The 26,277-nt window shown below is 35.2% G+C and carries 28 protein-coding genes; 20 read left to right on the forward strand and 8 right to left on the reverse strand.

Annotation, left to right across the window (positions count from 1 at the left end; translation table 11 throughout):
- Window positions 1–24: 24 nt before the first annotated feature.
- From gyrB to dnaA, 6 genes are all read right to left on the reverse strand, one after another.
- On the reverse strand, window positions 25–1,947 hold the full coding sequence (gyrB, locus tag ACTWQB_RS11240) for a DNA topoisomerase (ATP-hydrolyzing) subunit B (RefSeq protein ID WP_443139307.1): 1,923 nt from the start codon (window positions 1,945–1,947) through the stop codon (window positions 25–27).
- Window positions 1,948–1,986: 39 nt separating this feature from the next.
- A complete protein-coding gene (remB, locus tag ACTWQB_RS11245) occupies window positions 1,987–2,286 on the reverse strand; it encodes an extracellular matrix regulator RemB (protein ID WP_443139278.1) in 300 nt (99 codons plus the stop codon).
- A 9-nt stretch (window positions 2,287–2,295) separates the two neighbouring features.
- Window positions 2,296–3,414, reverse strand: a complete 1,119-nt coding sequence (gene recF, locus ACTWQB_RS11250; protein WP_443139279.1) for a DNA replication/repair protein RecF — start codon at window positions 3,412–3,414, stop codon at window positions 2,296–2,298.
- A 26-nt stretch (window positions 3,415–3,440) separates the two neighbouring features.
- On the reverse strand, window positions 3,441–3,665 hold the full coding sequence (yaaA, locus tag ACTWQB_RS11255; protein ID WP_443139280.1) for a S4 domain-containing protein YaaA: 225 nt from the start codon (window positions 3,663–3,665) through the stop codon (window positions 3,441–3,443).
- A 348-nt stretch (window positions 3,666–4,013) separates the two neighbouring features.
- Window positions 4,014–5,156, reverse strand: a complete 1,143-nt coding sequence (gene dnaN / locus ACTWQB_RS11260; protein ID WP_443139281.1) for a DNA polymerase III subunit beta — start codon at window positions 5,154–5,156, stop codon at window positions 4,014–4,016.
- Between the two features lie 183 nt (window positions 5,157–5,339).
- Entirely contained in the window at window positions 5,340–6,686 is a 1,347-nt protein-coding gene (gene dnaA, locus ACTWQB_RS11265; protein ID WP_443139282.1) for a chromosomal replication initiator protein DnaA, read from the reverse strand.
- Between the two features lie 544 nt (window positions 6,687–7,230).
- On the opposite strand from dnaA, the gene rpmH reads away from it, so the two are divergent.
- The 11 genes from rpmH (at window position 7,231) to ACTWQB_RS11320 (ending at window position 17,566) form a co-directional block, all read left to right on the forward strand.
- The gene (gene rpmH, locus ACTWQB_RS11270) at window positions 7,231–7,365 is read left to right on the forward strand and encodes a 50S ribosomal protein L34 (protein ID WP_443139283.1); all 135 of its coding nucleotides are present in this window, start codon (window positions 7,231–7,233) and stop codon (window positions 7,363–7,365) included.
- A 99-nt stretch (window positions 7,366–7,464) separates the two neighbouring features.
- Window positions 7,465–7,806 carry a ribonuclease P protein component gene (gene rnpA, locus ACTWQB_RS11275; RefSeq protein ID WP_443139284.1) on the forward strand — a complete coding sequence of 114 codons (342 nt, stop codon included), beginning with the start codon at window positions 7,465–7,467 and terminating at the stop codon, window positions 7,804–7,806.
- 123 nt (window positions 7,807–7,929) lie between these two features.
- Complete coding sequence (gene yidC / locus ACTWQB_RS11280; RefSeq protein ID WP_443139285.1) at window positions 7,930–8,712, forward strand: membrane protein insertase YidC; 783 nt, start codon at window positions 7,930–7,932, stop codon at window positions 8,710–8,712.
- Window positions 8,709–9,332 (forward strand): RNA-binding cell elongation regulator Jag/EloR, encoded by a 624-nt coding sequence (gene jag / locus ACTWQB_RS11285; protein ID WP_443139286.1) that lies wholly within the window; start codon window positions 8,709–8,711, stop codon window positions 9,330–9,332. The genes yidC and jag overlap by 4 nt, the downstream gene beginning before the upstream one ends.
- A gap of 583 nt (window positions 9,333–9,915) precedes the next feature.
- Window positions 9,916–11,292, forward strand: coding sequence for a tRNA uridine-5-carboxymethylaminomethyl(34) synthesis GTPase MnmE (gene mnmE / locus ACTWQB_RS11290; RefSeq protein ID WP_443139287.1), 1,377 nt, complete (start codon window positions 9,916–9,918; stop codon window positions 11,290–11,292).
- Between the two features lie 44 nt (window positions 11,293–11,336).
- Window positions 11,337–13,223, forward strand: a complete 1,887-nt coding sequence (gene mnmG / locus ACTWQB_RS11295) for a tRNA uridine-5-carboxymethylaminomethyl(34) synthesis enzyme MnmG (protein WP_443139288.1) — start codon at window positions 11,337–11,339, stop codon at window positions 13,221–13,223.
- 9 nt (window positions 13,224–13,232) lie between these two features.
- Window positions 13,233–13,949: a 16S rRNA (guanine(527)-N(7))-methyltransferase RsmG gene (gene rsmG, locus ACTWQB_RS11300; protein ID WP_443139289.1), complete on the forward strand. Its 717-nt coding sequence runs from the start codon at window positions 13,233–13,235 to the stop codon at window positions 13,947–13,949.
- Window positions 13,950–14,175: 226 nt separating this feature from the next.
- Entirely contained in the window at window positions 14,176–15,018 is an 843-nt protein-coding gene (gene noc, locus ACTWQB_RS11305) for a nucleoid occlusion protein (protein ID WP_443139290.1), read from the forward strand.
- Between the two features lie 128 nt (window positions 15,019–15,146).
- Complete coding sequence (locus tag ACTWQB_RS11310) at window positions 15,147–15,920, forward strand: ParA family protein (RefSeq protein WP_443139291.1); 774 nt, start codon at window positions 15,147–15,149, stop codon at window positions 15,918–15,920.
- A complete protein-coding gene (locus ACTWQB_RS11315; protein ID WP_443139292.1) occupies window positions 15,901–16,728 on the forward strand; it encodes a ParB/RepB/Spo0J family partition protein in 828 nt (275 codons plus the stop codon). Before ACTWQB_RS11310 ends, ACTWQB_RS11315 begins: the two co-directional genes overlap by 20 nt.
- Before the next feature lie 118 nt (window positions 16,729–16,846).
- Window positions 16,847–17,566, forward strand: coding sequence for a DUF554 domain-containing protein (locus ACTWQB_RS11320; RefSeq protein WP_443139293.1), 720 nt, complete (start codon window positions 16,847–16,849; stop codon window positions 17,564–17,566).
- 15 nt (window positions 17,567–17,581) lie between these two features.
- Here the strand turns inward: ACTWQB_RS11320 and yyaC are convergent, their stop codons facing one another.
- The gene (gene yyaC / locus ACTWQB_RS11325; RefSeq protein ID WP_443139294.1) at window positions 17,582–18,169 is read right to left on the reverse strand and encodes a spore protease YyaC; all 588 of its coding nucleotides are present in this window, start codon (window positions 18,167–18,169) and stop codon (window positions 17,582–17,584) included.
- A gap of 74 nt (window positions 18,170–18,243) precedes the next feature.
- Between yyaC and ACTWQB_RS11330 the strand changes: the two genes are divergently transcribed.
- The 6 genes from ACTWQB_RS11330 to rpsR all read left to right on the forward strand — a co-directional run bounded on the left by ACTWQB_RS11330 (window position 18,244) and on the right by rpsR (window position 21,959).
- Window positions 18,244–19,266, forward strand: coding sequence for a YkvI family membrane protein (locus tag ACTWQB_RS11330; RefSeq protein WP_443139295.1), 1,023 nt, complete (start codon window positions 18,244–18,246; stop codon window positions 19,264–19,266).
- Between the two features lie 42 nt (window positions 19,267–19,308).
- Window positions 19,309–19,503, forward strand: a complete 195-nt coding sequence (locus tag ACTWQB_RS11335; RefSeq protein WP_443139296.1) for a DUF951 domain-containing protein — start codon at window positions 19,309–19,311, stop codon at window positions 19,501–19,503.
- Window positions 19,504–19,679: 176 nt separating this feature from the next.
- Entirely contained in the window at window positions 19,680–20,780 is a 1,101-nt protein-coding gene (gene ychF, locus ACTWQB_RS11340; protein ID WP_443139297.1) for a redox-regulated ATPase YchF, read from the forward strand.
- A gap of 131 nt (window positions 20,781–20,911) precedes the next feature.
- Window positions 20,912–21,202 carry a 30S ribosomal protein S6 gene (gene rpsF / locus ACTWQB_RS11345; protein WP_443139298.1) on the forward strand — a complete coding sequence of 97 codons (291 nt, stop codon included), beginning with the start codon at window positions 20,912–20,914 and terminating at the stop codon, window positions 21,200–21,202.
- 12 nt (window positions 21,203–21,214) lie between these two features.
- Window positions 21,215–21,703: a single-stranded DNA-binding protein gene (gene ssb / locus ACTWQB_RS11350; RefSeq protein ID WP_443139299.1), complete on the forward strand. Its 489-nt coding sequence runs from the start codon at window positions 21,215–21,217 to the stop codon at window positions 21,701–21,703.
- Window positions 21,704–21,734: 31 nt separating this feature from the next.
- Entirely contained in the window at window positions 21,735–21,959 is a 225-nt protein-coding gene (gene rpsR / locus ACTWQB_RS11355) for a 30S ribosomal protein S18 (protein WP_091772888.1), read from the forward strand.
- Between the two features lie 55 nt (window positions 21,960–22,014).
- Here the strand turns inward: rpsR and ACTWQB_RS11360 are convergent, their stop codons facing one another.
- Complete coding sequence (locus ACTWQB_RS11360; protein ID WP_443139300.1) at window positions 22,015–22,581, reverse strand: hypothetical protein; 567 nt, start codon at window positions 22,579–22,581, stop codon at window positions 22,015–22,017.
- Between the two features lie 170 nt (window positions 22,582–22,751).
- Between ACTWQB_RS11360 and ACTWQB_RS11365 the strand changes: the two genes are divergently transcribed.
- The 3 genes from ACTWQB_RS11365 to rplI are packed head-to-tail and all read left to right on the forward strand — an operon-like array spanning window position 22,752 to window position 26,134.
- Window positions 22,752–23,693, forward strand: a complete 942-nt coding sequence (locus ACTWQB_RS11365; RefSeq protein ID WP_443139301.1) for a YybS family protein — start codon at window positions 22,752–22,754, stop codon at window positions 23,691–23,693.
- Between the two features lie 24 nt (window positions 23,694–23,717).
- Entirely contained in the window at window positions 23,718–25,691 is a 1,974-nt protein-coding gene (locus ACTWQB_RS11370) for a DHH family phosphoesterase (RefSeq protein ID WP_443139302.1), read from the forward strand.
- Window positions 25,688–26,134, forward strand: coding sequence for a 50S ribosomal protein L9 (gene rplI, locus ACTWQB_RS11375; protein WP_443139303.1), 447 nt, complete (start codon window positions 25,688–25,690; stop codon window positions 26,132–26,134). Before ACTWQB_RS11370 ends, rplI begins: the two co-directional genes overlap by 4 nt.
- Window positions 26,135–26,277: the final 143 nt, after the last annotated feature.

Genomic DNA, 26,277 nt, shown 5'->3' on the forward strand with positions numbered 1-26,277 from the left:
CGTACACTTGCGCTCTACCAAGACTTAAATATCTAAGTTTTTCACGTACTGAGCGTTTTGTTCAATAAAGTCACGTCTAGGTTCAACTTGATCACCCATGAGTATTTCAAAAATTTCATCCGCTTCCATTGCATCTTGTAGATTTACTTGAAGCAATGTTCTTGACTCAGGGTTCATCGTTGTTTCCCATAACTGTCCTGGGTTCATCTCGCCTAAACCTTTGTAACGTTGTAAGTTAGGCTTTGGTGAAGACGGGATCTCAGCTAAGATTTTTTCCATTTCCGCATCATTATAAGCATAATATAAATTCTTATTTTGCTTAATTTGATATAAAGGTGGCTGAGCAATATAGACATATCCCCGCTCAATTAATGGGCGCATATAGCGGTAGAAGAATGTTAATAATAACGTACGAATATGGGCTCCATCGACATCCGCATCCGTCATGATGACAATTTTATGGTAACGAGCCTGTTCGATGTTAAAGTCTTCACCGATTCCCGTACCTAAAGCGGTAATCATAGCACGGATTTCATTGTTAGATAAAATTTTATCTAATCGAGCTTTTTCTACGTTAATAATTTTACCTCTTAATGGCAAAATCGCTTGGAAATGTCGGTCACGTCCTTGTTTTGCTGAACCTCCCGCTGAGTCCCCCTCAACGATATACATTTCACTAATTGATGCATCTTTAGAAGCACAGTCAGCTAATTTACCCGGAAGGCTAGATACTTCTAACGCACCTTTCCTTCTCGTTACTTCACGAGCTTTTTTAGCCGCAATACGTGCACGTGAAGCCATTAATCCTTTTTCAACAATTTGTCTCGCAACTTTCGGATTTTCAATCAAGAAAGTTGAAAACTTCTCAGAGAAAATTTGATCCGTAATGGTTCTGACTTCACTGTTACCTAATTTTGTTTTTGTCTGGCCTTCGAACTGAGGATCAGGGTGTTTAACAGATATAATCGCTGTTATGCCTTCTCGAACGTCATCCCCAATCAAGTTAGGGTCATTTTCTTTATATAAATTATTTTTGCGAGCATAGTCATTAATCACACGTGTTAATGCTGTTTTAAAACCACTTTCGTGAGTTCCACCTTCAGCGGTATGAATATTATTTGTAAACGAGTAGATATTACTAGCAAACCCGTCATTATATTGAATCGCAAATTCAACTGTAATGTCATCCAATTCACTTTCGCCATAAATAGGCTCATGCAATGTCTCACGCTTACGATTTAGATGCTCAACATACTCCGCAATTCCACCTTCATAATAGAAATGCTCAGCTTCTTGTTCATCATTACGTTTATCCTCAATTGAGATTTTTAACTGTTTGTTTAAGTATGCGAGTTCTCTTGTACGATGTAAGAGCTGTTCATAATCAAATACTTGTGTTTCTGTGAAGATTTCAGGGTCTGGTTTGAATGTTGTCTTGGTACCTGTAAGATCAGTTTCTCCGATCATTTTCACTTCATCATTTGGAATACCACGTGTATAGCTTTGATAGTATAGTTTTCCGTCACGGTGTACATACACTTCACAGCCTTCAGATAGGGCATTTACAACGGAAGCCCCAACACCATGTAAACCACCAGATACTTTATAAGTACCACTATCAAACTTACCACCTGCGTGTAGAACCGTCATGATGACTTCTAAAGCTGGTTTACCTGCTTTTTTGTGCATATCAACTGGAATTCCACGACCATTATCAATAACTGTAATACTGTTATCTTTCTCAATAATAATTTGAATATGATCACAATAACCAGCCAATGCCTCATCTATACTATTGTCCACAATCTCCCATACTAAATGGTGTAAGCCTCTTTCACTAGTAGAACCAATATACATCCCTGGACGTTTACGAACGGCTTCTAAACCTTCAAGAACCTGTATCTGACTCGCACCATAATCGGTTTGTTCGTTTAAATTATCTTCCATCGCCATGATCTCACCTTCATTTTCTATTGAATTACTAGTCTATTCCTGTCCTTCTTCAAGTTCATAGGTATCTGTTATATCATCGACTTTGTCTAACTTATAAGCTAACTGTGCACGTCTATTTAATGTCGAGACTGATAGTGAACTAAAATATATATGATTAACGGTAATGACAATTGATTTCGCTTCTTCATAAGAACTATCTGAGACATTACCTTTATCCCTTTGCTTAAAAATCATCTCTTCAATTATCGATGAGGAGTTAAATAAATTATAATCAATAATCGACACCACATCTTCGGATTGAATGACATTTTCATCGCCAATATGTATAAACAACGTTCATCCTCACCTTTCCTCAACTAATTGACCATTATGGATTGTGTATATTTCTGCTTGACTTATGGTGTCATGAGCTATTCCATCAACACTTGTAGTCGTTACAAATGTTTGAACCTTACCTTGAATTGTATTAAGAAGATGTGACTGCCTATAATCATCCAATTCACTTAATACATCATCCAATAATAAAATCGGATACTCACCAACTTCTTCGTAAATAAGTTCAATTTCAGCAAGCTTTAATGACAGTGCTGTTGTTCGTTGCTGCCCTTGAGAACCGAACGTTTGAACATTTTTCCCATTCACATTAAAAATTAAATCATCACGATGAGGCCCAACTAAGGTCGTTCCTCTATCGATCTCTTTAGACTCTATTTGATCGAAATGTTCCTCTAAAACTACTTTTATTTTCTCCGAATCCATGTCTTCTGATACATCTACACTAGCGTCGTAATCAATTGTCAAATCTTCATAACCTCTACTAATTCCTTCATGAATCGGTTGAGCCCATTTCCTAAGCTTCTGCAAAAATAAAAAGCGCCTTTCTAGAATAAGAGCCGCATGTTCAATAAGTTGATCCGTATAGACTCTTAACATCGTAGGATCAGCTTGCTTTTGTCTTTGTAAATCCTTTAATAAAGCATTACGTTCTTTTAAGATTCGTTGATATTGACCTAAGTGATAAATATAGACAGGCTGGGTTTGTCCAATCTCCATATCGAAGAACTTACGCCGTTCAGATGGACTTCCCTTTACTAAGTTCAAATCCTCAGGAGCAAACATTACGACGTTCATCGCGCCAATGTACTCACTTAAACGTTTCTGTTCAATATGGTTGAACTTAGCTTTTTTCCCCTTACTTGAAAAAATCACTTCAAGTGGAAAACTTTGATTCCGTTTAAAAACCCTACCCTCTATTTTACCATACTCTGCATCCCATTGGATTAATTCTTTATCTCGAGGGGTCCGGTGCGATTTAGTGAAGGCTAAGACATAAATAGCCTCCATCAAATTAGTCTTTCCTTGTGCATTTTCCCCGATGATGACATTAATTTTTTTATTAAAATTAACTGATAGTTTGTCGTAATTACGATAATTGGTGAGTGTTATTTCCTCGATATACATGAAGTGACTCCTCTAACAATCCAACTTTATTCAGATGCTTGTCCAACTTGAAATGTTCCAACTTCCTCAATTTCTATAACATCATTCACTTTAAGTTTACGACCTCTACGATCATCTAACTCTCCGTTTACATATACATCGAATTCTTTAAGAAATACTTTCGCCATTCCACCAGAATCAATAATGTTTGCTAATTTAAGGAATTGTCCAAGTGTAATTTCTTGCGTATCTATTTCTATAATTTCAGGCATTTTTTCACCTTCTTTTCCAACCTAACGTCATATTATTATTTTACTAAATATTTCGCTTTAAGAAAAGCACAAGGAAAGGTATTATTTCTTATTTAATATATGCTCTATTCCTAGTTTGGACGAATTGTCCACAGGTTAATCTTTTTAAAATTAATTACTTATTACGAATGAGTTATACACATGTGAATGAATTTAAATGTAAACTTTAACTTTTTGTTGATAATGTGATTCGCTATCGGTGGACGCTTTCTGCAAGTTATACCTCAACAAGAATCAAAATAAAACCGCACTATGACTAAATGCTTTAACCATAGTACGGTTGAATAATATTTTTAGTTTGTTGGTTGTTTAATAAGTTCTTACTGGTGTGATCAGTTGTAAGATTTGGTCATCGTCTTCTTCAGGACGGATGACAAATGGACGCATTGCGCCTGTGAAATTAATAGACACTTGTTCAGTATCAATTGCCTTCAATGCATCAATCATATACTTCGCATTGAACGATATCTTTAAATCCTCTCCATCAATTGAATGAGTTACTAAGGTTTCTTCAACATGACCGATTTCTGGAGAATGACTAGTAATTTGAATTGTATTTTGATCTTTAGTCACTAACTTAACAATGTTATTTCGATTATCTTTTGCTAACAAGCTTGCACGATCAATTGAATCAATTAAATCCTTTGAATCTACTTTGACAACTGTTTTGCTTTGGTTAGGAATCAAACGTGATGTTTCTGGATAATTACCATCTAGTAAACGAGATAAGAAGAATAAGTTCTTAGTTCTAAATAAAATTTGATTATCTGTAACACTGACTTGAATCGTTTCCTGTGTATCATCAAGAATTTTATTTAATTCACTCAAGCTTTTACCTGGAATAACGACATTATTAAATGTTAAGTGATCTGCATCTGTCATGGAAATTTTTCTTGATGCTAGACGATGTGAATCAGTTGCAACTAATTCTAAAAGGTCATTTTCTAATTTAATATGAACTCCCGTTAGAATTGGCCTTGTTTCAGATACAGATACCGCGAAGTTTGTTTGACGAATCAACATTTTTAATAAGTCAATTTGTAAATCAAAGCTATTATCAGTATGTAATACAGGAAGTTGTGGAAATTCTTCAGCATCTTGACCGTTTAATTTAAATTCAGCATGTCCAGATGTGATTTGAATGTTTAAATCTTCATCAATATTCATTTCAACTTGATTATCAGGTAATTTACGAATAATTTCTGGTAAGAATTTAGCTTGTACAACAATTTGACCTGGTTCAAGATCATGAATGTTTACAATTCCATCCTCTTCAACTGGAATTACAGATTCAATTGTAATATCTGAGTTACTACCAGTTAACTTAACACCTTGATCATTCGCTTCAATTTTGATTCCAGATAGAATTGGAATTGTAGGTTTTGATGATACAGCCTTCATAACATTTTGGATACTGTTCATTAATGGTTCGCGTTCAATTAAGATTTTCATAATGCCCTCCTAAATACAGTAGTCATATATATTTATTTTTTTTATAAAGAATAGTAATAATCGTAATAGGTACTGTGAATTTGTGTATAACTGCTTTAAAGTGTTCTGATGTGGAGTTATTCACATGTGGATAAACTGTTCATAAATGTGCACAACTTATCTACATTATCTACATGTTCACAACTAATGAGATTTAATCGTTTCAATCAAATCATCAATTTCACGTTGTAATTGTAAATCATCAGCCATCATTTTAGAGATTTTTTCATGAGCATGAATAACAGTTGTATGATCACGCCCTCCAAATTCTTCCCCAATCTTCGGTAAAGAGAAATCAGTTAACTCTCGTGATAAATACATAGCGATTTGACGAGGGAAGGCTACTGACTTCGTTCTTTTTTTAGCTGCAAAATCTTCTAACCGTACATGATACTTTTCACCAATGACTTCTTGGATCCCTTTAATAGTGATTTCTTTTGGCTTACTATTTGGAATGATATCTTTTAAGGCATTAGCAGCTAAAGCAGCGTCAATATCTTCATTTACTAAAGAAGAGTATGCAACAACACGTATTAACGCTCCTTCTAATTCACGAATGTTTGTATCAATTTGATTAGCAATATAAAGCATCACTTCATTAGGTATATCAAGGCCATCAGCTTTCGCTTTTTTTCGTAAAATAGCAATTCTAGTTTCTAAATCTGGTGGTGTAATATCTGTAATTAGACCCCATTCAAAGCGGGAACGTAGTCGATCTTCTAGTGTTGGAATTTCTTTTGGTGGTCGATCGCTTGAAATAACAATTTGCTTATTTTCTTCATGTAATGTATTAAACGTATGGAAAAATTCTTCTTGAGTTTGTTCTTTTCCGGCTAGGAATTGAATATCATCGATTAATAGTACGTCCACATTTCGATATTTATTGCGGAAATCTATTGCTTTATTATCACGAATTGAGTTAATAAACTCGTTCGTAAATTTTTCTGATGTCGTATAAACAACACTAGCTGATGGGTTATGTTCGAGTACATAATGTCCAATAGCGTGCATTAAGTGTGTTTTACCAAGTCCTACGCCACCATAGATGAATAATGGATTATAAGCTTTCGCTGGAGCTTCTGCAACAGCTAATGAGGCTGCATGAGCGAAACGGTTACCTGAACCAATAACGAATGTTTCGAAAGTATATTTCGAGTTCAGCATGGTTTTCGATGACGAATCATTGTTTTTTAATTGATTCATTTTTTTAACTGGTTGTTTCTGAGGTTCATCGATATCTTCTGTTTCTGGAATAATGAATTTAGGTTGTAATTCAGCTCCAGTAATATCATAAATCGTTGATGAAATAAGTTTAGAATAACTATTCTCAAGCCAATCTCTTGCAAATTCATTAGGAGCGGCGATCACGATTTGGTCCTTTTCGATGAACTTAGCTTCTGTCGATTTAAGCCATGTATCAAAGCTTGGTTTACTGACTTTTTTCTCTATTTCTGATAAAGCTTTAGTCCATATTTCTGATATATTCTCCAACTAGTTCACTCCCTTAGTTCTAAAAAACTACAAATCAGAGGCCAAAATAAAAAAACACATATGTGGATAATCATAAACCGGTGTTACAAAGTTTATATACAAATATCGACAAAATCCACAATTATGTGCATAAATACTTAAACATGATGTGATTAACTATCCACAAACTATTCACAACCTGTGGAAAACTTATATCACTAATAACGTTATCCACGAGTTAAACAACATAATCATAGCAGAAAATGTCGTTTATTTCAATGTTTTAATTAACTTATCCACATCTACTACAGATATGTTTAAAAATATTGTCCACAGGTGTCGAATTTGTGGGTTTCTTGTCAATTAACAGTGTGGATAAAAATTTAAGTTAAGTAATCTATTCTAATAGTTTGTGGATAATTTTTCTCTTGTAAAATAGTCGAATATGAATTACAATGTAAGTTGCGTTGCTGATTTGACAATAAGCGTTACATTTTATATACTAATTTGGACTGTTTTTTGAAGGAAACGAACAACGTGTATAGATCTTCAGGAGGTGTTAAACATGAAACGCACTTATCAACCAAATAATCGTAAAAGAAGTAAAGTTCACGGATTCCGTGCTAGAATGAGCTCTAAAAATGGACGTAAAGTTCTAGCTCGCCGTCGTAAAAAAGGAAGAAAAGTACTTTCTGCTTAGGCCACTGAAAATTAATCAGTGGTCTTTTTTCACTTTTAGAATTGTGGATTTAGTATCATGCTAATGACATAGATCAGAAAGATTGGAAGAAACATTGTTATGAAGAAAGCGTATCGTATTAAGAAAAATGAAGAGTTTCAAAAAATCTTAAATAATGGACAATCTTTCGCTAATAGGCAGCTTGTACTTTATTATTTACATAAGGAAGGTCAAACACATTTTCGTGTTGGATTATCAGTAGGGAAGAAGATAGGTAATGCTGTAAAGCGGAATGAAGTTAAAAGATACTTGAGGCATGCTCTCATTGAATTAGAAGATCAAATAAACCCCAACTATGATTTAGTCATTATTGCTAGAAAGCCTACTAGTAGTATGGGTTTTTTTGAGATTAAAAAGAGTTTATCACATGTTTTGAAACGATCTAACATATTTCGTCAATAAATGATTGAATTTCTTATGGTAAAAGTATTGAAAGAAGTGCTAAAATACTTAATAGAGTTTAATAAAATATATAAACCATTATAATGGTTAGTAGTTTGTCGATTTGTTAGGAGGAAATTTAGAGTGCGCAAAAAGATTATACTTATAATAGCGTTAATAGGTTTAGCAATCTTTTTATCCGGCTGTATGGATATAAATCAAGACCTTACGAATGATACAAAAGAGGGGATCTGGGAAGAGTATTTTGTATGGCCTTTAATTTCTTTAATTGAATTTATTGCGGAAGATATATTTAACCATGGTTATGGTGCTGCGATTATTATTGTTACGATTTTACTTCGTACATTAATTCTTCCATTAAATATTAAACAATTAAAATCATCTCAGGCAATGCAACTATTGCAACCAGAGATACAGAAGTTAAGAGAAAAGTATTCATCAAAAGACCAACAAACTCAACAGAAGTTACAGCAAGAAACTATGGCATTATTCCAAAAACATGGTGTAAACCCATTAGCAGGCTGTTTACCAATTATTGCTCAGATGCCAATTTTAATAGCGTTCTACCATGCAATTGTACGTTGGGAACCTATTCGAAATTACGATTTCCTATGGTTCTCATTAGGTGAGCCAAGTATTATTTTAGCTTTAATTACAATGGCAACAACATTTATACAGCAGAAAATCATGATGGCAGGACAACCTGCTAGCGTGAACCCACAAATGCAAGTTATGTTATACTTATTACCATTAATGATTGGTGGATTTGCATTATTCTTCCCATCAGCATTAGCACTTTACTGGGTAGTAGGTAACTTATTCATGATCGTACAAACCATTTTTATTCGTCGTCCAATGATGAAGCAATTCGAAGAAAATCAGAAAAATGGGGGATCTAAAAAGTGAGAGAAATAACGGCTAGTGGTCAAACAGTTGAAGAAGCCAAAGAAAATGCGCTTCGTCAATTAGGTCTGACTGAAGAACAAGTCAACTTAGAAATCATTGATGAAGGTAAGAAAGGCTTACTAGGCATTTTCGGTTCAAAACGAGCTTATGTTAAAGTTCAAGAAAAAATAGATTTAGCTAAAATAGGTCAACAATATCTTCAAAATGTGTCATTAGAAATGGGAGTAGAAGTTGAGGTTAAAGTTCATGAAAAAGGTGATGAACTAGTTTATGAACTTATAGGTGATAAAATTGGACTCCTTATAGGAAAAAGAGGTCAAACTCTAAATGCCTTACAATACTTGACGCATTTAGCGGTTAACAAAGCAGATTCATCACAGTATGTTACGGTTGTCGTTGATGCTGAGAATTACCGTGAGAGAAGAAAAGAGACCCTGCATCAATTAGCTGAAAAGCTGGCAAGTAAAGCTGTTCGAACTAGCCAGAATGTAAAAATCGAACCAATGCCTTCGTTTGAACGCAAAATCATTCACACAGCTTTACATGACCACAGCGACGTTACAACTCACTCAGAAGGTAAAGATCCAAATCGCTATATTGTGATTAAGCCAAATAGATAACGTTAGATGAAAACATTCACCGATTAAGTCGGTGGATGTTTTTTTAAAGAGTTTACTACTTAATATTCGCCTTCAATTTTATCACCGTCAAAATGCTTCGCTTTCGGCAGGAACGGCCTCAACTTCCCCAAACTCACTGTCGTTCGTTTGACGTGATTTTCAGCTCGTGGTGTTCCTGCTGGAGTCTTGCATTTTGAAGGTGATAAAAACATTTAATCTTCGTATTTTATATAATATGTTCTTTTTATCTAAACTCTATTTATTTTAATACCACTGTGGTGGATGTTATTGAAAAAATTGTTAATTTGATGAGCGAAAGGCGGCGACTCCTGCGGGATAAGCACGAGTCTCGAGACCCCGCAGGATGCGCCTGCGATTACTCGTCGCAAGGGGCAAAGAAGCTTATTCGATGTATTTCCCTGGCTCGAGCCGTGCCCGCGGAAAGCGTCCGCCTGTAGCGATTCTAAAACAAATTTTGTATTAATATATAACTTTCCTTTTGCTAAGAAATATGTTAATGTTTTAAGTTAGGAAATTATGCAATCAATTTCCTATAAAGTATGCCTTGAAAGGGGTGAAGGTTGTGGAACAGGATACAATTGCTGCTATTTCAACACCGATAGGAGAAGGTGCAATTGCCATTGTTAGATTAAGTGGTGATGACGCATTTTCGATTGCCAATCGAGTGTTTAAAGGAAAAAATATCAATCAAGTGGATTCTCATACTATCCATTATGGCAATATAATAGATCCAAAAACTGACGAGTTAGTCGAAGAAGTGATGGTTACCGTGATGAAAGGTCCTAAAACCTTCACCCGTGAAGATATAATTGAAATTAATTGTCACGGAGGAATGGTTTCTGTTAATCGTGTTCTTCAGCTAGTGTTAAGAGAAGGGGCTAGGCTTGCAGAACCAGGTGAGTTTACGAAGCGTGCCTTCTTAAATGGACGTATTGATTTATCACAAGCTGAAGCAGTTATGGACCTAATTCGAGCTAAAACAGACCGTGCAATGAACGTTGCTATTAAGCAAATGGACGGTCGATTATCAGAACTAATTCGAAAACTACGTCAAGAATTAATTGAAACAGTTGCACACGTAGAAGTTAATATAGATTATCCAGAATATGATGATGTAGAAGAAATGACACATGATATGCTGATTGATAAAGCAGGTTATGTTAAAAAAGAAGTACAAAAAATTCTACAAACAGCTAAACAAGGTAAAATTCTAAGAGAAGGTATCGCAACAGCGATTATTGGAAGGCCAAATGTTGGTAAATCTTCTCTATTAAATAAACTAGCACATGAGAACAAAGCAATCGTAACTGATATCCCTGGTACAACACGTGATGTCATAGAAGAGTACGTGAATGTTAGAGGCGTTCCGTTACGGCTGATTGATACAGCTGGAATTCGTGAGACGGAAGATATTGTTGAAAAAATAGGTGTCGATCGTTCACGACAAGCACTTAAAGAGGCAGATTTAATTTTACTCGTATTAAATGGTAATGAAGAGTTCACGAAAGAAGATGCTGCTTTGTTTGAAGCTGCTGAAGGTATGGATGTTATTGCTCTTGTTAATAAGACAGACCTTGATCAAAACATTGATATGGATGCCGTTTATGAAGCCGCAAATGGTGCGCCAGTCATTACGACTTCACTTTTACAAGAACAAGGTATTGATGAGCTAGAAGAAGCCATTGCTAATACGTTCTTTGATGGTGAATTAGATTCTGCTGATTTAACGTACGTTTCAAATGTTCGTCATATTCAACTGCTTGAGCAAGCAGAGTCAGCCTTAAATGATGCATTAAACGGTATTGAAGCAGGGATGCCACTCGATCTTGTTCAAATTGATATTACAAGAACTTGGGAATTATTAGGTGAGATTATCGGTGATAATGTTCATGAATCATTAATAGATCAGTTATTCTCTCAATTCTGTCTTGGAAAATAACATGTTTAGATATAGTTAATTAACAAAAAAAGGAGGTAAAGCTCATGTATAATGCAGGACAATATGATGTTATTGTCATCGGTGCGGGTCATGCAGGTGTTGAAGCAGGTTTAGCAGCTGCTAAACGTGGTGCGAAAACACTTATGCTGACTCTTAACCTTGATTTAATAGCATTTATGCCATGTAACCCATCAGTTGGTGGACCTGCTAAAGGCGTCGTCGTGCGTGAAATCGATGCCTTAGGTGGCCAAATGGGTAAAACGATTGATAAAACGCATATACAAATGCGCCTATTAAATACAAGTAAAGGTCCAGCTGTTCGTGCTTTGCGTGCTCAAGCTGATAAGGTCCTTTATCAACAAGAAATGAAAAAAGTAATAGAAAATCAAGAAAACTTAACACTTCGCCAAGGAATGGTTGATGAGTTAATTGTGGAAGATGGTGTGGTAAAAGGCGTATTAACCGAAACTAAAGCGGCATACTACGCACCAACGGTTATTGTCACAACTGGTACGTTTATGCGCGGTAAAGTATTAATTGGTGATATTGAATATGAAAGTGGACCAAATAATCAACGCGCGACTGTAAAACTTTCAGAACAACTAGAAGAACTAGGATTTGATATTGTTCGTTTTAAAACTGGAACACCACCACGTGTTAATAGTCATACGATCGATTATTCAAAAACTGAAATTCAACCAGGTGATGAAGAACCACGTGCGTTCTCATACGAAACAACAGAATATATAACAGATCAAATTCCTTGTTGGCTAACGTATACAGGGGAATTCACTCATCAAATTATTGATGAAAATTTATCACGTTCGGCAATGTATTCAGGTGCAGAGCGTGGTACAGGGCCAAGGTATTGTCCATCAATAGAAGATAAAATTGTACGCTTTAATGACAAACCACGTCACCAAATTTTCTTAGAGCCAGAAGGTCGTAATACTGAAGAAGTTTATGTCCAAGGACTTTCAACTTCATTACCTGAAGATATTCAAAAACGTCTTCTTGAGACCATTCCTGGTCTTGAAAAAGCAGAAATGATGAGAGCAGGGTATGCGATCGAGTATGATGCCATTGTACCAACTCAATTATGGCCAACACTTGAAACGAAGAAAATAGAGGGTCTTTTTACAGCTGGTCAAATTAACGGAACATCAGGTTATGAAGAAGCGGCTGGTCAAGGTATTATGGCAGGTATTAATGCAGCAGCAAAAGCTCTTGATAAAGATTCACTCATTTTAGATCGCTCACAAGCTTATATTGGTGTATTAATTGATGACTTAGTAACAAAAGGTACAAATGAACCTTATCGTTTACTAACATCACGTGCCGAATATCGCTTATTACTACGCCACGATAATGCAGACCTACGTTTAACTGACATCGGTTATGAATATGGCTTAGTGACAGAAGAACGCTATGAACAATTTACAACTAAAAAACAATTAATTAATGCTGAAGTAAAACGTCTAAAATCTCATATTATTAAGCCGAATGAGGAAGTTCAACAGCTAATTGAAGATTTAGGCGGATCACCACTTAAGGATGGTGTGCGTGCATCTGATTTACTTCGTCGTCCAGAAGTTAAGTATGATCATATTAAACAGCTTGTTCCGAGTGACCAAGACCTACCAGCAGACGTAGAGGAACAAGTTGAGATTATTGTTAAATATGAAGGTTATATTGAGAAATCAATGCAACAAGTGGATAAAATGCGTAAAATGGAGAATAAACGCATCCCGGAACACATTGATTATGATGATATTCAAGGAATTGCGACTGAAGCTAAAGAGAAGCTGAAGAAAGTTCGTCCATTATCTGTAGGGCAAGCTTCTCGTATTTCAGGGGTTAACCCATCAGATGTTTCGATTTTATTAGTTTATATTGAACAAGGTTTACGTTCACAAGCTTCTAATGAATAGAGGATGTTTATGAAAATAAAAGAGTTTACAGAAGAACTAAATAAACATGGTATTCAATTAACAGAAGAACAACTGAAACAATTCGAAACTTATTTTGAAGTTTTAGTTGAGTGGAATGAAAAAATGAACTTAACCGCCATTACGGATCGAGAAGTTGTTTATCTAAAACACTTTTTCGATTCAATTTCTGCTGCTTTCTATTTCGATTTTAATAAAGTTGAAAGTGTGTGTGATGTAGGTGCAGGAGCGGGATTTCCTTCAATCCCGCTCAAAATTATATACCCTCATTTAAATGTGACGATAGTTGATTCTCTAAAGAAACGTATTACGTTTTTAAACCATTTAGCAGATCAACTTAATTTAAATGGAGTTGCCTTTTATCACGATAGAGCTGAAACATTTGGTAAGAACAAGAAGTTTCGTGAAACCTTTGATGTTGTAATGGCACGAGCAGTGGCTAGAACATCAGTGCTAAGTGAGTTATGTTTACCATTAGTCAAACCAGGTGGGCAATTTATTATGATGAAAGCTGCTAAGTTTGAAGAAGAAAAAGAACAAGGTGACTTAGCTATCAAAACATTAGGTGGCGAGTGGAATGAGGTCCATTCCTTTGAGTTACCTGTTGAAAATAGCGAACGTCATATTGCCATTGTTGATAAAAAACGTAAGACACCTAAGAAGTACCCAAGAAAACCAGGGACGCCAAATAAGGATCCAATCGAGTAGGGAATTGTCGTATTTTTAGTTATTTTGACGTAAAGTTAAATCTAGTAATCTATAAAATTCACTTCTACCAATTATAAGTTTATGGTAAAATAAAGATAGTGAATCACACATACAGTTAATCATATTAATGATAAGAAATGTAATGTTTCACGTGAAACATTACATTTTTTAAGATACATAATTAAATATTATAAGGATTCATTGAATTTTGAAGGTAGGTGCCTAAATGAGTTCGTTAAGTAAGTTATTCGGAAAAAATGAACCGAAAAACGAAGAAAGCTATAACAACGAAATAGTTGAACTACCAGTTAAAGATATTCAACCCAATCAATATCAGCCACGCACCATTTTTGACGACAAGAAAATCGATGAATTAGCCCAAACGATTAGGACACATGGGATAATTCAACCGATTGTTGTGCGTAAAACTGAAGGTGAGTCGGGTTATGAACTCATTGCTGGTGAAAGAAGATGGAGAGCGGTTCAAACATTAGAGTGGGAAAATATCCCCGCAATCGTAAAAGACATGACCGACACTCAAACTGCATCGGTGGCTCTAATTGAGAACTTACAACGTGAAGAACTCACAGTCATTGAGGAAGCAATCGCATACGATCAATTGCTTCAGATTCATGGATTAACACAAGAGGCATTAGCTCAACGCTTAGGGAAAAGTCAATCAACGATCGCTAATAAATTGCGACTATTGAAACTGCCAAGTGTGGTGCAGCAGTCTATTTTAAATAAAGAGATTACAGAACGTCATGCACGAGCGTTAATAGCTTTAAAAGAACCAGAGCTACAAGAGAAAGCTTTAACTGAAATAATTGCAAAACAATTAAATGTTAAACAATCTGAAGAGTATGTGAAATTACTACTAAACCCTGAAGAAAAGACGCCTAAAAAGAAGAAGCCACAAGTTAAAGGCGTTAATAAAGACGTGCGCATTGCATTGAATACGATTAGACAATCTTTAAGTATGGTTAAAGACACTGGTATGGATGTTGAAACAGAGGAAAATGACTCTGATGAGTTTTATGAAATTAAAATAAAAATACCAAAAAAATAGATATTAAGTCTTAATTTCCCATCTTTTTGAAGATGGGAGTTTTTTTCTATCATATTTATCTAACATTTCTATGGTTATCGTGATAAAATAGTAGTATTGAAAAACTTTTAGATTAGGCAGGTGACATTATGGGGAGAGTCATTGCCATTGCAAACCAAAAAGGTGGAGTAGGTAAGACAACGACTGCAGTTAACCTTAGTGCATGTCTTGCATATGAGGGGAATAAAGTCTTATTAATTGATATTGACCCACAAGGAAATGCAACAAGTGGCATTGGTATAAACAAAGGGGATATGTCCTCTTGTATATATGACGTATTAATAGAAGAAGAGGATCCAAAACTAGTTCGAGTTCCCTCGAATGTTCCCAACTTGGATGCGATTCCAGCAACTATACAATTAGCTGGTTCTGAAATAGAACTAGTACCTACGATTTCTAGAGAATTAAGATTAAGAAAGTCTTTAGAAAATGTAAGAGATGAATATGATTACATTATTATTGATTGCCCGCCATCTTTAGGGTTATTGACTTTAAATGCCTTAACGGCAGCAGATAGTGTCATTATTCCAGTACAGTGTGAATATTACGCTTTAGAGGGTCTTAGCCAGTTACTTAATACAGTACGTTTAGTACAAAAACGTTTGAATCAAGACCTTATGATTGAGGGCGTTTTGCTAACTATGTTAGATGCTAGAACAAATTTAGGTCTTCAAGTTATTGAGGAAGTTAAAAAGTACTTCCAAGATAAAGTCTTTAATTCAATTGTCCCTCGTAATATCCGACTTGGTGAAGCTCCAAGTCATGGTGAGCCGATCATTACATATGATCCTAAATCAAAAGGTGCAGAGATTTATTCTGAATTAGCGAAGGAAGTGATGGCAAATGGCCAGAGGGTTGGGTAAAGGTTTAGAAGAACTTTTTGGTGTAGAAGAAGAAAGTGTACAAGAAATTGAAATAAAGGATATACGTCCAAACCCTTACCAACCTAGAAAAAACTTCGAAGCTGATGCGATTGAAGAACTGAAAGATTCAATTTTGCAGTACGGTGTTCTTCAACCAATCATTGTACGTAAAGCAATCAAAGGATATGAGATTGTTGTTGGGGAAAGACGTTTCCGAGCCTCAAAAGAGGGTGGATTAAAGACAATTCCTGCGGTTGTTCGTGAGTTAACAGACGAACAAATGATGGAGTTAGCACTTCTTGAAAACCTTCAACGTGAAGATTTAAGTCCAATGGAAGAAGCAGAGGCTTATGAACGACTTATTCACGAACTTAAAATTAAACAGGATGAGTTAGCAAAACGTTTAGGTAAAAGTCGACCGCATATCGCTAACATGATGCGTTTATTATCATTGCCTGAAAAAGTACGAGCAATGATTAATAGCAAAGAATTAACGATGGGGCATGGTCGTGCTTTATTAGCGTTAAAAGAAGAAGAGGAAATGTTACTTGTTGCAGATAAAATTCGCAAAGAACATCTTAATGTTCGCCAAGTAGAAAAACTCATTACACAGTTAAATGAAAAGAAAAAGAAGAAAAAGAAAACAACTAAAAAAGATGTTTTTATATCATCTAAAGAAGCTGAACTAAGGGATTTATTTGGAACAAGTGTTAATATTCAACAAGGGAAACGAAAAGGGAAAATTGAAATCGAGTATTTTGATCAAGAAGATTTAAACAGAATACTAGAGTTAATGACTAATAATTAATTGAGAAACTCGCCGAATTAGGCGAGTTTTCTTTAAACTTAATGTTCTATATTGCTTGATTTCATAGATGTTTCACGTGAAACATCTTACATATTTATAACGAGTTAGGATGGTTATGTTGGCGTTAATGGGAGTTATCGTGAATGGTATATGTATATTATTAGGTACTTTACTAGGTTTATTTTTTACAAAGATCCCCGAAAGAATTAAAGAAACGATTATGAGTGGAATAGGATTAACTGTAATCTTAATTGGTTTATCGATGGCTTTTACGTCAGATCGTATTATTGTTGTTCTATTGAGCTTAGTAACAGGCGCCATTATTGGAGAAGGGATTGATTTGGATGAAAAACTAAATCGAATCGGTTCCCACATTGAAGTTAAATTTAAAAAGCCAGGTCAAGAATCACGTATAGCAGAAGGGTTTGTAACTGCTTCACTTATTTTTGTGATTGGAGCAATGGCGGTAGTAGGTGCTTTAGATAGTGGTTTAAGAGGAGATCATGGTATATTATATACAAAATCTATTATTGATGGATTTGTTGCATTAGTTCTAACCACAACAATGGGGTTTGGAGTTGTTTTCTCAGCTATACCTGTAGTGTTGTATGAGGGAGGAATCGCACTCTTTGCCACCCAAATTAACAATTGGTTGCCACAAGATATATTAGATTTATTTATAGAAGATATGACTTCCACAGGTGGACTTTTAATATTCGCTATAGGTCTTAATTTATTAAAGATTACTGACATAAGGGTAGCGAACTTGTTGCCGAGTTTGGTAACAGTTGGCTTTATATTATACATTTACACTCAAGTGCAGCAATTATTTTCATAGTTAAGGAGCTCAGTATTACTGAGCTCCTTTTAGTTTAAATACAGAATGATGTTGTTTCAAATGGTTGTCTGTATAATACAGTGCTTGAGCGATTTGTTTTGCCATGTTCATAACAACAGAAAGCCTAGTGTTTTGCAGAACACTAAAATCCATAAAACCACTTACGTTAACATAACCCTTGATAGATAAATGTCCAACATCAGGAAGGTCTTTTCTTACTGCTGCTCCAGGGGTTAAAGAACCAAGGCAAGTCTCAACAGAGTTTACTTTTTTCATGTTTGATAGGGCAGCATCAATGGCAATAATGAAAGGGTTAAAATGTTGTTCGTGTATGTGTAGAATCGTTTCCTCTAAGTTCTTAGCATGTACAGGATCGTCAATCGTTCCATATACATGAAGTTTAGAGATCGGTTTATGTGTTAAGTAGTGACCTACAAATGGTCCTAAACTATCTCCAGTAGAACGATCGGTTCCAATACATAAAATAACGGTCGGTTGATCATGGGGGACATGTTGCTTAATGAAATGAAAAAGATTATGACTGAATTGTGTGTGCTCAATACTTAGATTAATAGAGTTTGGATTATCATTGAATAAAGTCATACTTCAGACCCCTTGTACATATTTTTACTAGTATATGGCGTATTTGTTTTAGATATACATAAGGGGTTGAAGAAATGCTAGCAGGATTAAAATGGATTGGATTAATTGTAGCAACAATGATTGGTGCTGGTTATGCTTCAGGTCGAGAAATATGGGAATTTTTTGGCCATGAAAGTGGACTAGCTATTTTATTATTTACGGTTATGTTTATCATTAGTTGTATTGTTGTCTTGACGATTAGTTACGAACTGAAGACAGAACACTACTTACCAGTTCTGCAAACATTAGTAGGGAAGAAGTTTGCTAATTTTTATGACTGGGGGATTTTATTATACTTATTTACCATGTTATTTGTGATGATCTCAGGTAGTGGGGCAACAGTCCATATATTAGAGTTACCCTATTTCTTAGGTGTTATTTTAATTATTATACTATTAATAGTAGTCATTCCTTATGGGATGGATGGGATTTTATCTATAAATCGTTTTTTATTACCGCTGTTAATAGTTGGATTAACCATTGTATTAATTATGTTTATTTACCATGAAAGGGTACCATTGATCTTTCATTATATTAAACAATCTAACTGGGCATCTTCCATACCATTTACATCATTAAATATAGTGCCGTTAATAGCAGTGATTGGGGCCATAGGCAAAGAAATTGAGGGAAAAGCAGAAATTTATGTGGCGAGTATTGGCAGTGGGCTTATTTTAGGTGTTATTTCGTATTTATATAACATTAGTTTAATTCATGTTTCAGATCAGTTATTCTTTTATGAGATTCCATTGTTTGCGATACTAAATGGTTATCCAATCCAAATGTTTTTTATTATGTCACTACTGTTATGGTTTGCAATCTATACTACAGCTATAACTAGTTTATTCGGTTTAATTGCTCGAATTAAAGAGTACTTTAAATGTAACAAAGGCGTCTTAGGTGTATTATTAATTTTAGCAGCTGTTCCGTTTACATTAGTAGGATTTTCGAATTTAATTAGCTATTTATACCCTTTATATGGAATTGTAAATATATATGTTTTAGCAATGATTTTACTTTTCCCAATTCTAAGACGAGCCAATGAAAAGAAAATCTGATAAAATAACGTTGTAAATAAAAGAAGGGAAGGGATGGTTACTATGGTTGAACAAAAGTTTGACTTAAATGATGTTGTTGAGATGAAGAAACCCCATCCATGTGGTGCTAATGAGTGGAAAATCATTCGTATGGGTATGGATATCCGCATAAAATGCCAAGGTTGCAACCATAGTGTATTAGTACCGAGAAAGAAATTCGAAAAAAAGTTAAAAAAAATTATTCAAAAAGCAGACTAAAAAATGTTTCACGTGAAACATTTTCGAATTTTCTTCTATATTTTCGTTCAAACAGAGGCAAAATTGCCTTTGTTTTTTTATTTTCTTTATAACTTGTGTTTTTATCTTCATAAATCTATAATTGTTATGGACTAATCTTGTAGGTTGGGTACGGAATTGAAGGAGTGTAAAAATATATGTCATTAACTGCTGGAATTGTTGGTTTACCGAACGTTGGTAAATCGACGTTATTTAACGCGATAACACAAGCTGGTGCATTATCAGCTAACTATCCATTCGCGACGATAGACCCGAATGTAGGAATTGTAGAAGTGCCAGACCATCGTCTTCAAACATTAACAGAGATGGTTACCCCGAAAAAAACAATTCCAACGTCTTTTGAATTCACAGATATCGCTGGAATTGTTGAAGGGGCTAGTAAAGGTGAAGGCTTAGGTAACCAATTTTTATCTCATATTAGACAAGTTGATGCGATTTGTCATGTTGTACGTTGTTTTGAAGATGAAAATATCACGCACGTATCTGGACGGGTGGATCCTATTTCAGACATCGAAACAATTAATTTAGAGTTAATTTTAGCCGACCTAGAGACCATTATGAAACGCTATGAAAAAGTAGCAAAATTGGCTAAACAAAAAGTGAAAGATGCACAGTTTGAGTTTGAAATTTTAGAAAAGCTTAAAAATGCTTTTGAAAATGAACAGCCAGCACGTGCATTAGAATTTACAAAAGAACAAGAGAAGTACGTCAAGCAACTACACCTACTAACTACTAAGCCGATCTTATATGTTGCTAATGTTGGTGAAGATGAGCTTCTAGATGTAGATAACAACGAAAATGTACAAAAGGTTAAAGAGTATGCCGCGAATGAAGGGGCAGGCGTTATTGTTGTTTGTGCAAAAGTTGAATCTGAAATTGCGGAACTAGAAGGAGAAGAAAAAGAAGAGTTTTTACAAGAACTTGGCATAGAGGAATCAGGGTTAGACCAATTAATTAAGGCGTCCTACGACATGCTAGGGTTGGCAACTTATTTCACAGCTGGTGAGCAAGAGGTTAGAGCATGGACTTTCAAGAAAGGAATGACAGCCCCACAAACAGCTGGAATCATTCATACTGATTTTGAACGTGGGTTTATCCGTGCAGAGACGGTTTCTTATGATGATTTAGTTGAGGCTGGTTCAATGGCTAAAGCAAAAGATGCTGGTAAAGTTCGATTAGAAGGTAAAGAATATATCGTCCAAGATGGCGATGTAATACATTTCCGTTTTAACGTATAATTAATAGGGTTAAATTAATAGTTGTTAGTAGAGGTTATTTTTGATATAATACTTTATTGTGAGTAATTAGATTTACTCCTTGCTCCATATTATTCTATGGGGCCGCAAAGTCCAAGAGGAGGTGAAGACGGATGACTAAATACGAAATCATGTATATCATCCGCCCAGATGTTGAAGAAGAAGCTCGTAAAGCTGAGATTGAGCGTCTTCACAACGTGTTAACAGATAATGGCGCGGAGATTACAAATGTTGATGAAATGGGTCAACGTCGTCTTGCGTATGAAATTAACGATTACCGTGATGGTTACTACGTTGTTGTTAATTTCGAAGGCGATTCTACTGCAGTAGACGAATTCGGTCGTACAGCTAAGTTCTCTGAAGACGTAATTCGTCATATGGCAATTCGCGAAGACGATCAATAAGGAGTGTTTGATGTGTTAAACCGAGTAGTTTTAGTTGGAAGATTAACAAAAGACCCTGATTTACGTTATACGCCAAACGGAGTAGCAGTTGCGAACTTTACATTAGCTGTAAACCGACCTTTCTCTAATCAGCAAGGAAATCGTGAGGCTGACTTCATTAACTGTGTTATATGGAGACGCCAAGCAGAGAATCTTGCGAATTATATGAAGAAAGGGAGCATGGTAGGTGTAGACGGTCGTATCCAGACTCGTAGTTTCGATGGTCAAGACGGGAAACGCGTATTCATTACGGAAGTCGTAGCAGAGAGCGTTCAGTTCTTAGAATCAAAAGGGTCATCTCAAGGTGGACAGAACATGCAAGGAAGTCCAGCTCCGAACACATCAAACCAAGGTGCGCCAAATCAAAATCAAGGCGGATTCGATCAGTCTCAACAAGACAACAATCCATTTGAAGATAAAGGTGAGCCGGTAGACCTATCAGATGACGATCTACCATTTTAATCAATTATTGTAATCAAAGGAGGGTTATCAGATGGCACGTCGTGGACGTAAGCGTAGAAAGGTGTGTTATTTCAAGTCGAACGGAATTACACACATCGACTATAAAGATGTTGATTTATTAAGACGTTTCGTTTCTGAGCGTGGTAAAATTTTACCTCGTCGTGTAACAGGAACTTCTGCTAAATATCAACGTAAATTGACTAAAGCAATCAAACGCGCTAGACAAATGGCTTTATTACCATATGTTAGCGAATAATAAACTAAATAAAACGACTTACCTCTTATGGGTAAGTCGTTTTTTATATGAGATCTTAACCATTTGATACATCACGTACGTTATTTATCTCGTTCGTAATAGCGGTTAATAGGTCAATGGTTCTTTCAATGTTGTCTTTATGACTAATTGCCTCAATTTCAAAGGCATCTTCTGAATAAAACAACTCTTCTATTTCTTTTTGTTTTCTTTTAATAGTAGTAGTTAAAGTGTTTAGCTTTACGTCATTTGAAATTTTGCCTTCAGCTAGGTCTTTTATAAACTTTTCCACTATAAATAGTTGTTGGTGTATAGCGTATGCATTTCGCGAATCTTTTAAATTTAAACTGTTATATATATTTGCTTTGATTTCGTTTAAGTTGTGGGCTTCTCTTTCCAGCGAAGACAAGTAACGTTCTTTTTCATGAGATTCGCCATGTTGTTCTATTATATTTGCTGTGTTATGTAAGCTTGTATTAAGACTAGTGAATTCACTCCTAATGTTTTGGTTAATCGTGCGGTTCATATCATTGGCTTGATTTTGAATAACAGAGGATTTATAAATAAAATAAACGTTAGAAATAATTAAGATCACAACTAAACCAACCAGTATATTTTTGCTCACAAAAATTCCCCCAAATTGACTTCAATTATTGATAGTGTAACATTTTTTCCTAAACAGAACTTACAACTATTGTTTTCTTTTGCTTTAACGTATGATTGAACATAAAAATGATGTAAAATAATAATATTAGGAAAGATAGTCTAGTTTTGAATTAGAGGTGCAAGTTAATCATGAATTCTTCAAATGCAACAAAAGATGGTATCATGTATGGAGCAATTTACGTAATCTTGTTATTAACAACATTTTTTGTACCGTTCTTAGGAATATTAATCATGTTTGTGTTGCCATTACCATTTCTTGTTTATACTTATAAAAATGAGTTGAAAACCTCAGTCATTATGTTCATCATAACGCTGTTGGTAAGCTCGCTCTTTTTATTTTATATTTCACTTCCACTTACGTTATTGATGGGTCTAGGTGGAATTGCGTTAGGTTATGGATTAAAACATAAGCGAAAATCATATGAAACGTTAGCCTTAGGAACATTAGGTTACACGGTGGGGCTAGCACTAGTTTATATCATTAGTCAATTCTTGTTTCAGGTTAACTGGTCATTAGAGATTCAAAATGCAGTGGATGAAAGTCTAGCTACGTTTAACTCTTTATATGATCAGGTGGGAGAATTGTCTGAAGAAGATCAAGAGTTTTATCGTGAACAGATGTACTTAATGATTTACAAAATTCCATCTATGATGGTGATTGCAGGTTTGACATTTGCTTGGATAACACAATGGATCGGGCATAAAGTCATTAATAAAATGGAAGGAGAAACGTTAAAGTTTCCGCCATTTAGAGAGTTTACATTACCAACCTCATTAATTTGGTATTACTTTGCTGGAATTATTCTGTTGTTAATGTTTCCTTCACCAGATGATTCGTTATATTTAGTTGCGGATAATTTAACAACTCTAGCAGGTGTATTATTAGCGCTACAAGGTTTATCGTTTATTTTTTTCTTTGTATATATTAAAAAATGGCCTAAGTTCATTCCAATAATTGTTATTGTGTTATTTGTTTTACAACCATTATTACTTCTTTATCCTTTGAGAATATTAGGTATAATTGACTTAGGTTTGCAACTAAGAGATCGACTATCAAACAAGAAGAAGTAAGTCGGTCTATTGGGAGATGAGCTCATGAATGACGTTAAGGAATTAACGGAGAACAAAAGTATATGGCTCTTATACGGGCTTGCCGGTATTTTGACGGTGATCGTTATTTACTATGAATGGTTAATTGGTATTATATTAGCCGTTGTTCTAGCGGTCTTAATGTACTTTACTTACAGAACTGAAGCGCTTATTAAGCAGCGTACTGAAAATTATATATCCACGCTCTCTTATCGAGTTAAAAAGGTCGGGGAAGAAGCTCTATTAGGAATGCCTTTTGGGATTATACTATTTAATGAAGAGAATCAAATCGAGTGGGCGAACCCATTTATAAATGATTTTTTCGATAGTGAACGGTCACTTATAGGTGAAGACTTAAGTGATCTATCGGAAAGCTTAGAAGATGCAGTCAAAGATGAAGATGATGAAAAGTGGATTACACTAGGGGATCGTCGCTTTCAAGCTTTAATCAAATCAGAAGAACGATTGATTTATCTATTTGATCGAACTGAACAAATCGAATTAGAAAATTTACATGATAATGAAAGTACGATTTTAGGAGTTATTTTCTTAGATAACTATGAAGAACTGACTCAGGCGATGGATGACACGTCTAAAAGTCATTTGAACTCTGAAGTTACATCCATTTTAAATAATTGGTCTAATGACTATGGCATTTATTTAAAACGAACGTCTCAAGAGCGTTTTCTAGCCGTTATGAATAAAGAGATTTTAACGCAACTAGAAAAGACGAAGTTCGAGATTCTTGATGAAGTTCGAGAGTTAATTTCTGATCAAAATGTTCCTTTAACATTAAGTATTGGAATTGGACGTGGAACTACTGATTTACCGGAGTTAGGGGATTTGGCTCAATCAAGTCTTGATTTAGCGTTAGGACGTGGGGGAGACCAAGTAGCAATTAAAGATGAAACTGGTCGTGTGAAGTTCTACGGTGGTAAAACAAATCCGATGGAAAAGCGGACGCGCGTTCGTGCAAGGGTTATTTCACACGCATTACGTGAGTTAGTACGCGAAAGTGAAAAAGTATTAATCATGGGTCATCAGACTCCGGATATGGACTCTATTGGCTCATCTATTGGCATATTAAAGCTAGCACAACAAAATGGTAAAAAAGGGTATGTCGTTTTTGATCCTGATGGAATTAATACAGGTGTTCAAAGACTAATGGACCAAATTGGTGAACACGACACATTGAATGAATGGTTTATTACACCTGAAGATTCCCTAGACATGGTTACAAAAGATACATTAATAGTTGTTGTTGATACGCACAAACCTTCTATGGTGATGGAAGAAAGATTATTAAATAAGACAGAGCATATAGTCGTCATTGATCATCACCGTAGAGGAGAAGAGTTTATTGATGAGCCAACACTGGTTTATATGGAACCATATGCATCTTCAACTGCAGAGCTTGTAACAGAGCTATTAGAGTATCAAGATGGTCCACTCAAATTAGATGTGTTAGAAGCCACATCGTTATTAGCGGGAATCACTGTTGATACGAAATCATTCACTTTAAGAACAGGATCTCGTACGTTCGATGCTGCATCTTATTTGAGATCAAAAGGGGCAGATACAGTATTAGTACAAAACTTATTAAAAGAAGATATAGAAGTATATGTCAGACGTAGTGAGCTAGTTAAAAACGCTACAGTTTACCGAGAAGGTGTCGCAATTTCTAAAGGTTTACCAGATGAAAATTATGGCGCAATTATCATCGCACAAGCAGCTGATACACTTCTAACCATGAGTAATGTAAAGGCATCATTTGTTATTGCCAAACGTCATGATGGTAAAATAGGGGTTAGTGCTCGTTCATTAGGTGAGATTAATGTTCAAGTAATCATGGAGAAAATGAACGGGGGCGGTCATTTAACTAATGCGGCCACACAGCTAGAAGATACCACTCTTGAACAAGTCGAAGAACAACTAAGAGGTATCATTGAAGAGTACTTTGAAGGAGGGGACGAAGAATGAAAGTCATATTCGTAAAAGATGTTAAAGGTAAAGGTAAAAAAGGTGAAGTTAAAAACGTGTCAGAAGGTTATGCACGTAATTATCTTCTTAAAAATAACTTGGCTGTTGAAGCGACAAAAGGAAACTTAAAACAGTTAGAGGGTCAAAAGCAAAAAGAGAAAGAAAAAGAACAAGAAATTCTAAATGATGCAAAAAAATTAAAAGATCAATTAGAAGATATGACTGTTGAATTAACAGCGAAATCAGGTGATGGAGGACGCTTATTCGGCTCAATCACTAGTAAACACATCGCTGATGAATTAAAGAAAAACCATAACATAAAAATTGATAAACGAAAGATTGAACTGGACGATCCGATTCGTAATCTAGGCTTTACAAATGTACAAGTTAAATTGCACCCAGAAGTAACAGCAACACTCAGAGTACACGTTAAAGAAGCTTAATTGGAATTGTTCCGCGTAAAGACCTGCGGTGGTATGTCAACAAAGAAATAATTAAATATTTGATTATCAAGGTTCAGATTTCTTAAAAAAGGCATTACGAAACTAGACCAGTAAATATTTGGTAATTACTGGAATTATTTAAA

Source organism: Piscibacillus sp. B03 (assembly GCF_052246295.1).
Classification (GTDB): domain Bacteria; phylum Bacillota; class Bacilli; order Bacillales; family Alkalibacillaceae; genus Piscibacillus.

Excerpts from the sequence above, each read along its gene's own strand:
- gyrB (WP_443139307.1), bottom strand. The coding sequence starts at position 1,947 with ATGGAAGATAATTTAAACGAACAAACCGATTATGGTGCGAGTCAGATA.
- recF (WP_443139279.1), bottom strand. The coding sequence starts at position 3,414 with ATGTATATCGAGGAAATAACACTCACCAATTATCGTAATTACGACAAA.
- yaaA (WP_443139280.1), bottom strand. The coding sequence starts at position 3,665 with ATGCCTGAAATTATAGAAATAGATACGCAAGAAATTACACTTGGACAA.
- dnaN (WP_443139281.1), bottom strand. The coding sequence starts at position 5,156 with ATGAAAATCTTAATTGAACGCGAACCATTAATGAACAGTATCCAAAAT.
- rpmH (WP_443139283.1), top strand. The coding sequence starts at position 7,231 with ATGAAACGCACTTATCAACCAAATAATCGTAAAAGAAGTAAAGTTCAC.
- rnpA (WP_443139284.1), top strand. The coding sequence starts at position 7,465 with ATGAAGAAAGCGTATCGTATTAAGAAAAATGAAGAGTTTCAAAAAATC.
- mnmG (WP_443139288.1), top strand. The coding sequence starts at position 11,337 with ATGTATAATGCAGGACAATATGATGTTATTGTCATCGGTGCGGGTCAT.
- rsmG (WP_443139289.1), top strand. The coding sequence starts at position 13,233 with ATGAAAATAAAAGAGTTTACAGAAGAACTAAATAAACATGGTATTCAA.
- noc (WP_443139290.1), top strand. The coding sequence starts at position 14,176 with ATGAGTTCGTTAAGTAAGTTATTCGGAAAAAATGAACCGAAAAACGAA.
- ACTWQB_RS11310 (WP_443139291.1), top strand. The coding sequence starts at position 15,147 with ATGGGGAGAGTCATTGCCATTGCAAACCAAAAAGGTGGAGTAGGTAAG.
- ACTWQB_RS11315 (WP_443139292.1), top strand. The coding sequence starts at position 15,901 with ATGGCCAGAGGGTTGGGTAAAGGTTTAGAAGAACTTTTTGGTGTAGAA.
- yyaC (WP_443139294.1), bottom strand. The coding sequence starts at position 18,169 with ATGACTTTATTCAATGATAATCCAAACTCTATTAATCTAAGTATTGAG.
- ACTWQB_RS11330 (WP_443139295.1), top strand. The coding sequence starts at position 18,244 with ATGCTAGCAGGATTAAAATGGATTGGATTAATTGTAGCAACAATGATT.
- ACTWQB_RS11335 (WP_443139296.1), top strand. The coding sequence starts at position 19,309 with ATGGTTGAACAAAAGTTTGACTTAAATGATGTTGTTGAGATGAAGAAA.
- ychF (WP_443139297.1), top strand. The coding sequence starts at position 19,680 with ATGTCATTAACTGCTGGAATTGTTGGTTTACCGAACGTTGGTAAATCG.
- rpsF (WP_443139298.1), top strand. The coding sequence starts at position 20,912 with ATGACTAAATACGAAATCATGTATATCATCCGCCCAGATGTTGAAGAA.
- rpsR (WP_091772888.1), top strand. The coding sequence starts at position 21,735 with ATGGCACGTCGTGGACGTAAGCGTAGAAAGGTGTGTTATTTCAAGTCG.
- ACTWQB_RS11365 (WP_443139301.1), top strand. The coding sequence starts at position 22,752 with ATGAATTCTTCAAATGCAACAAAAGATGGTATCATGTATGGAGCAATT.
- ACTWQB_RS11370 (WP_443139302.1), top strand. The coding sequence starts at position 23,718 with ATGAATGACGTTAAGGAATTAACGGAGAACAAAAGTATATGGCTCTTA.
- rplI (WP_443139303.1), top strand. The coding sequence starts at position 25,688 with ATGAAAGTCATATTCGTAAAAGATGTTAAAGGTAAAGGTAAAAAAGGT.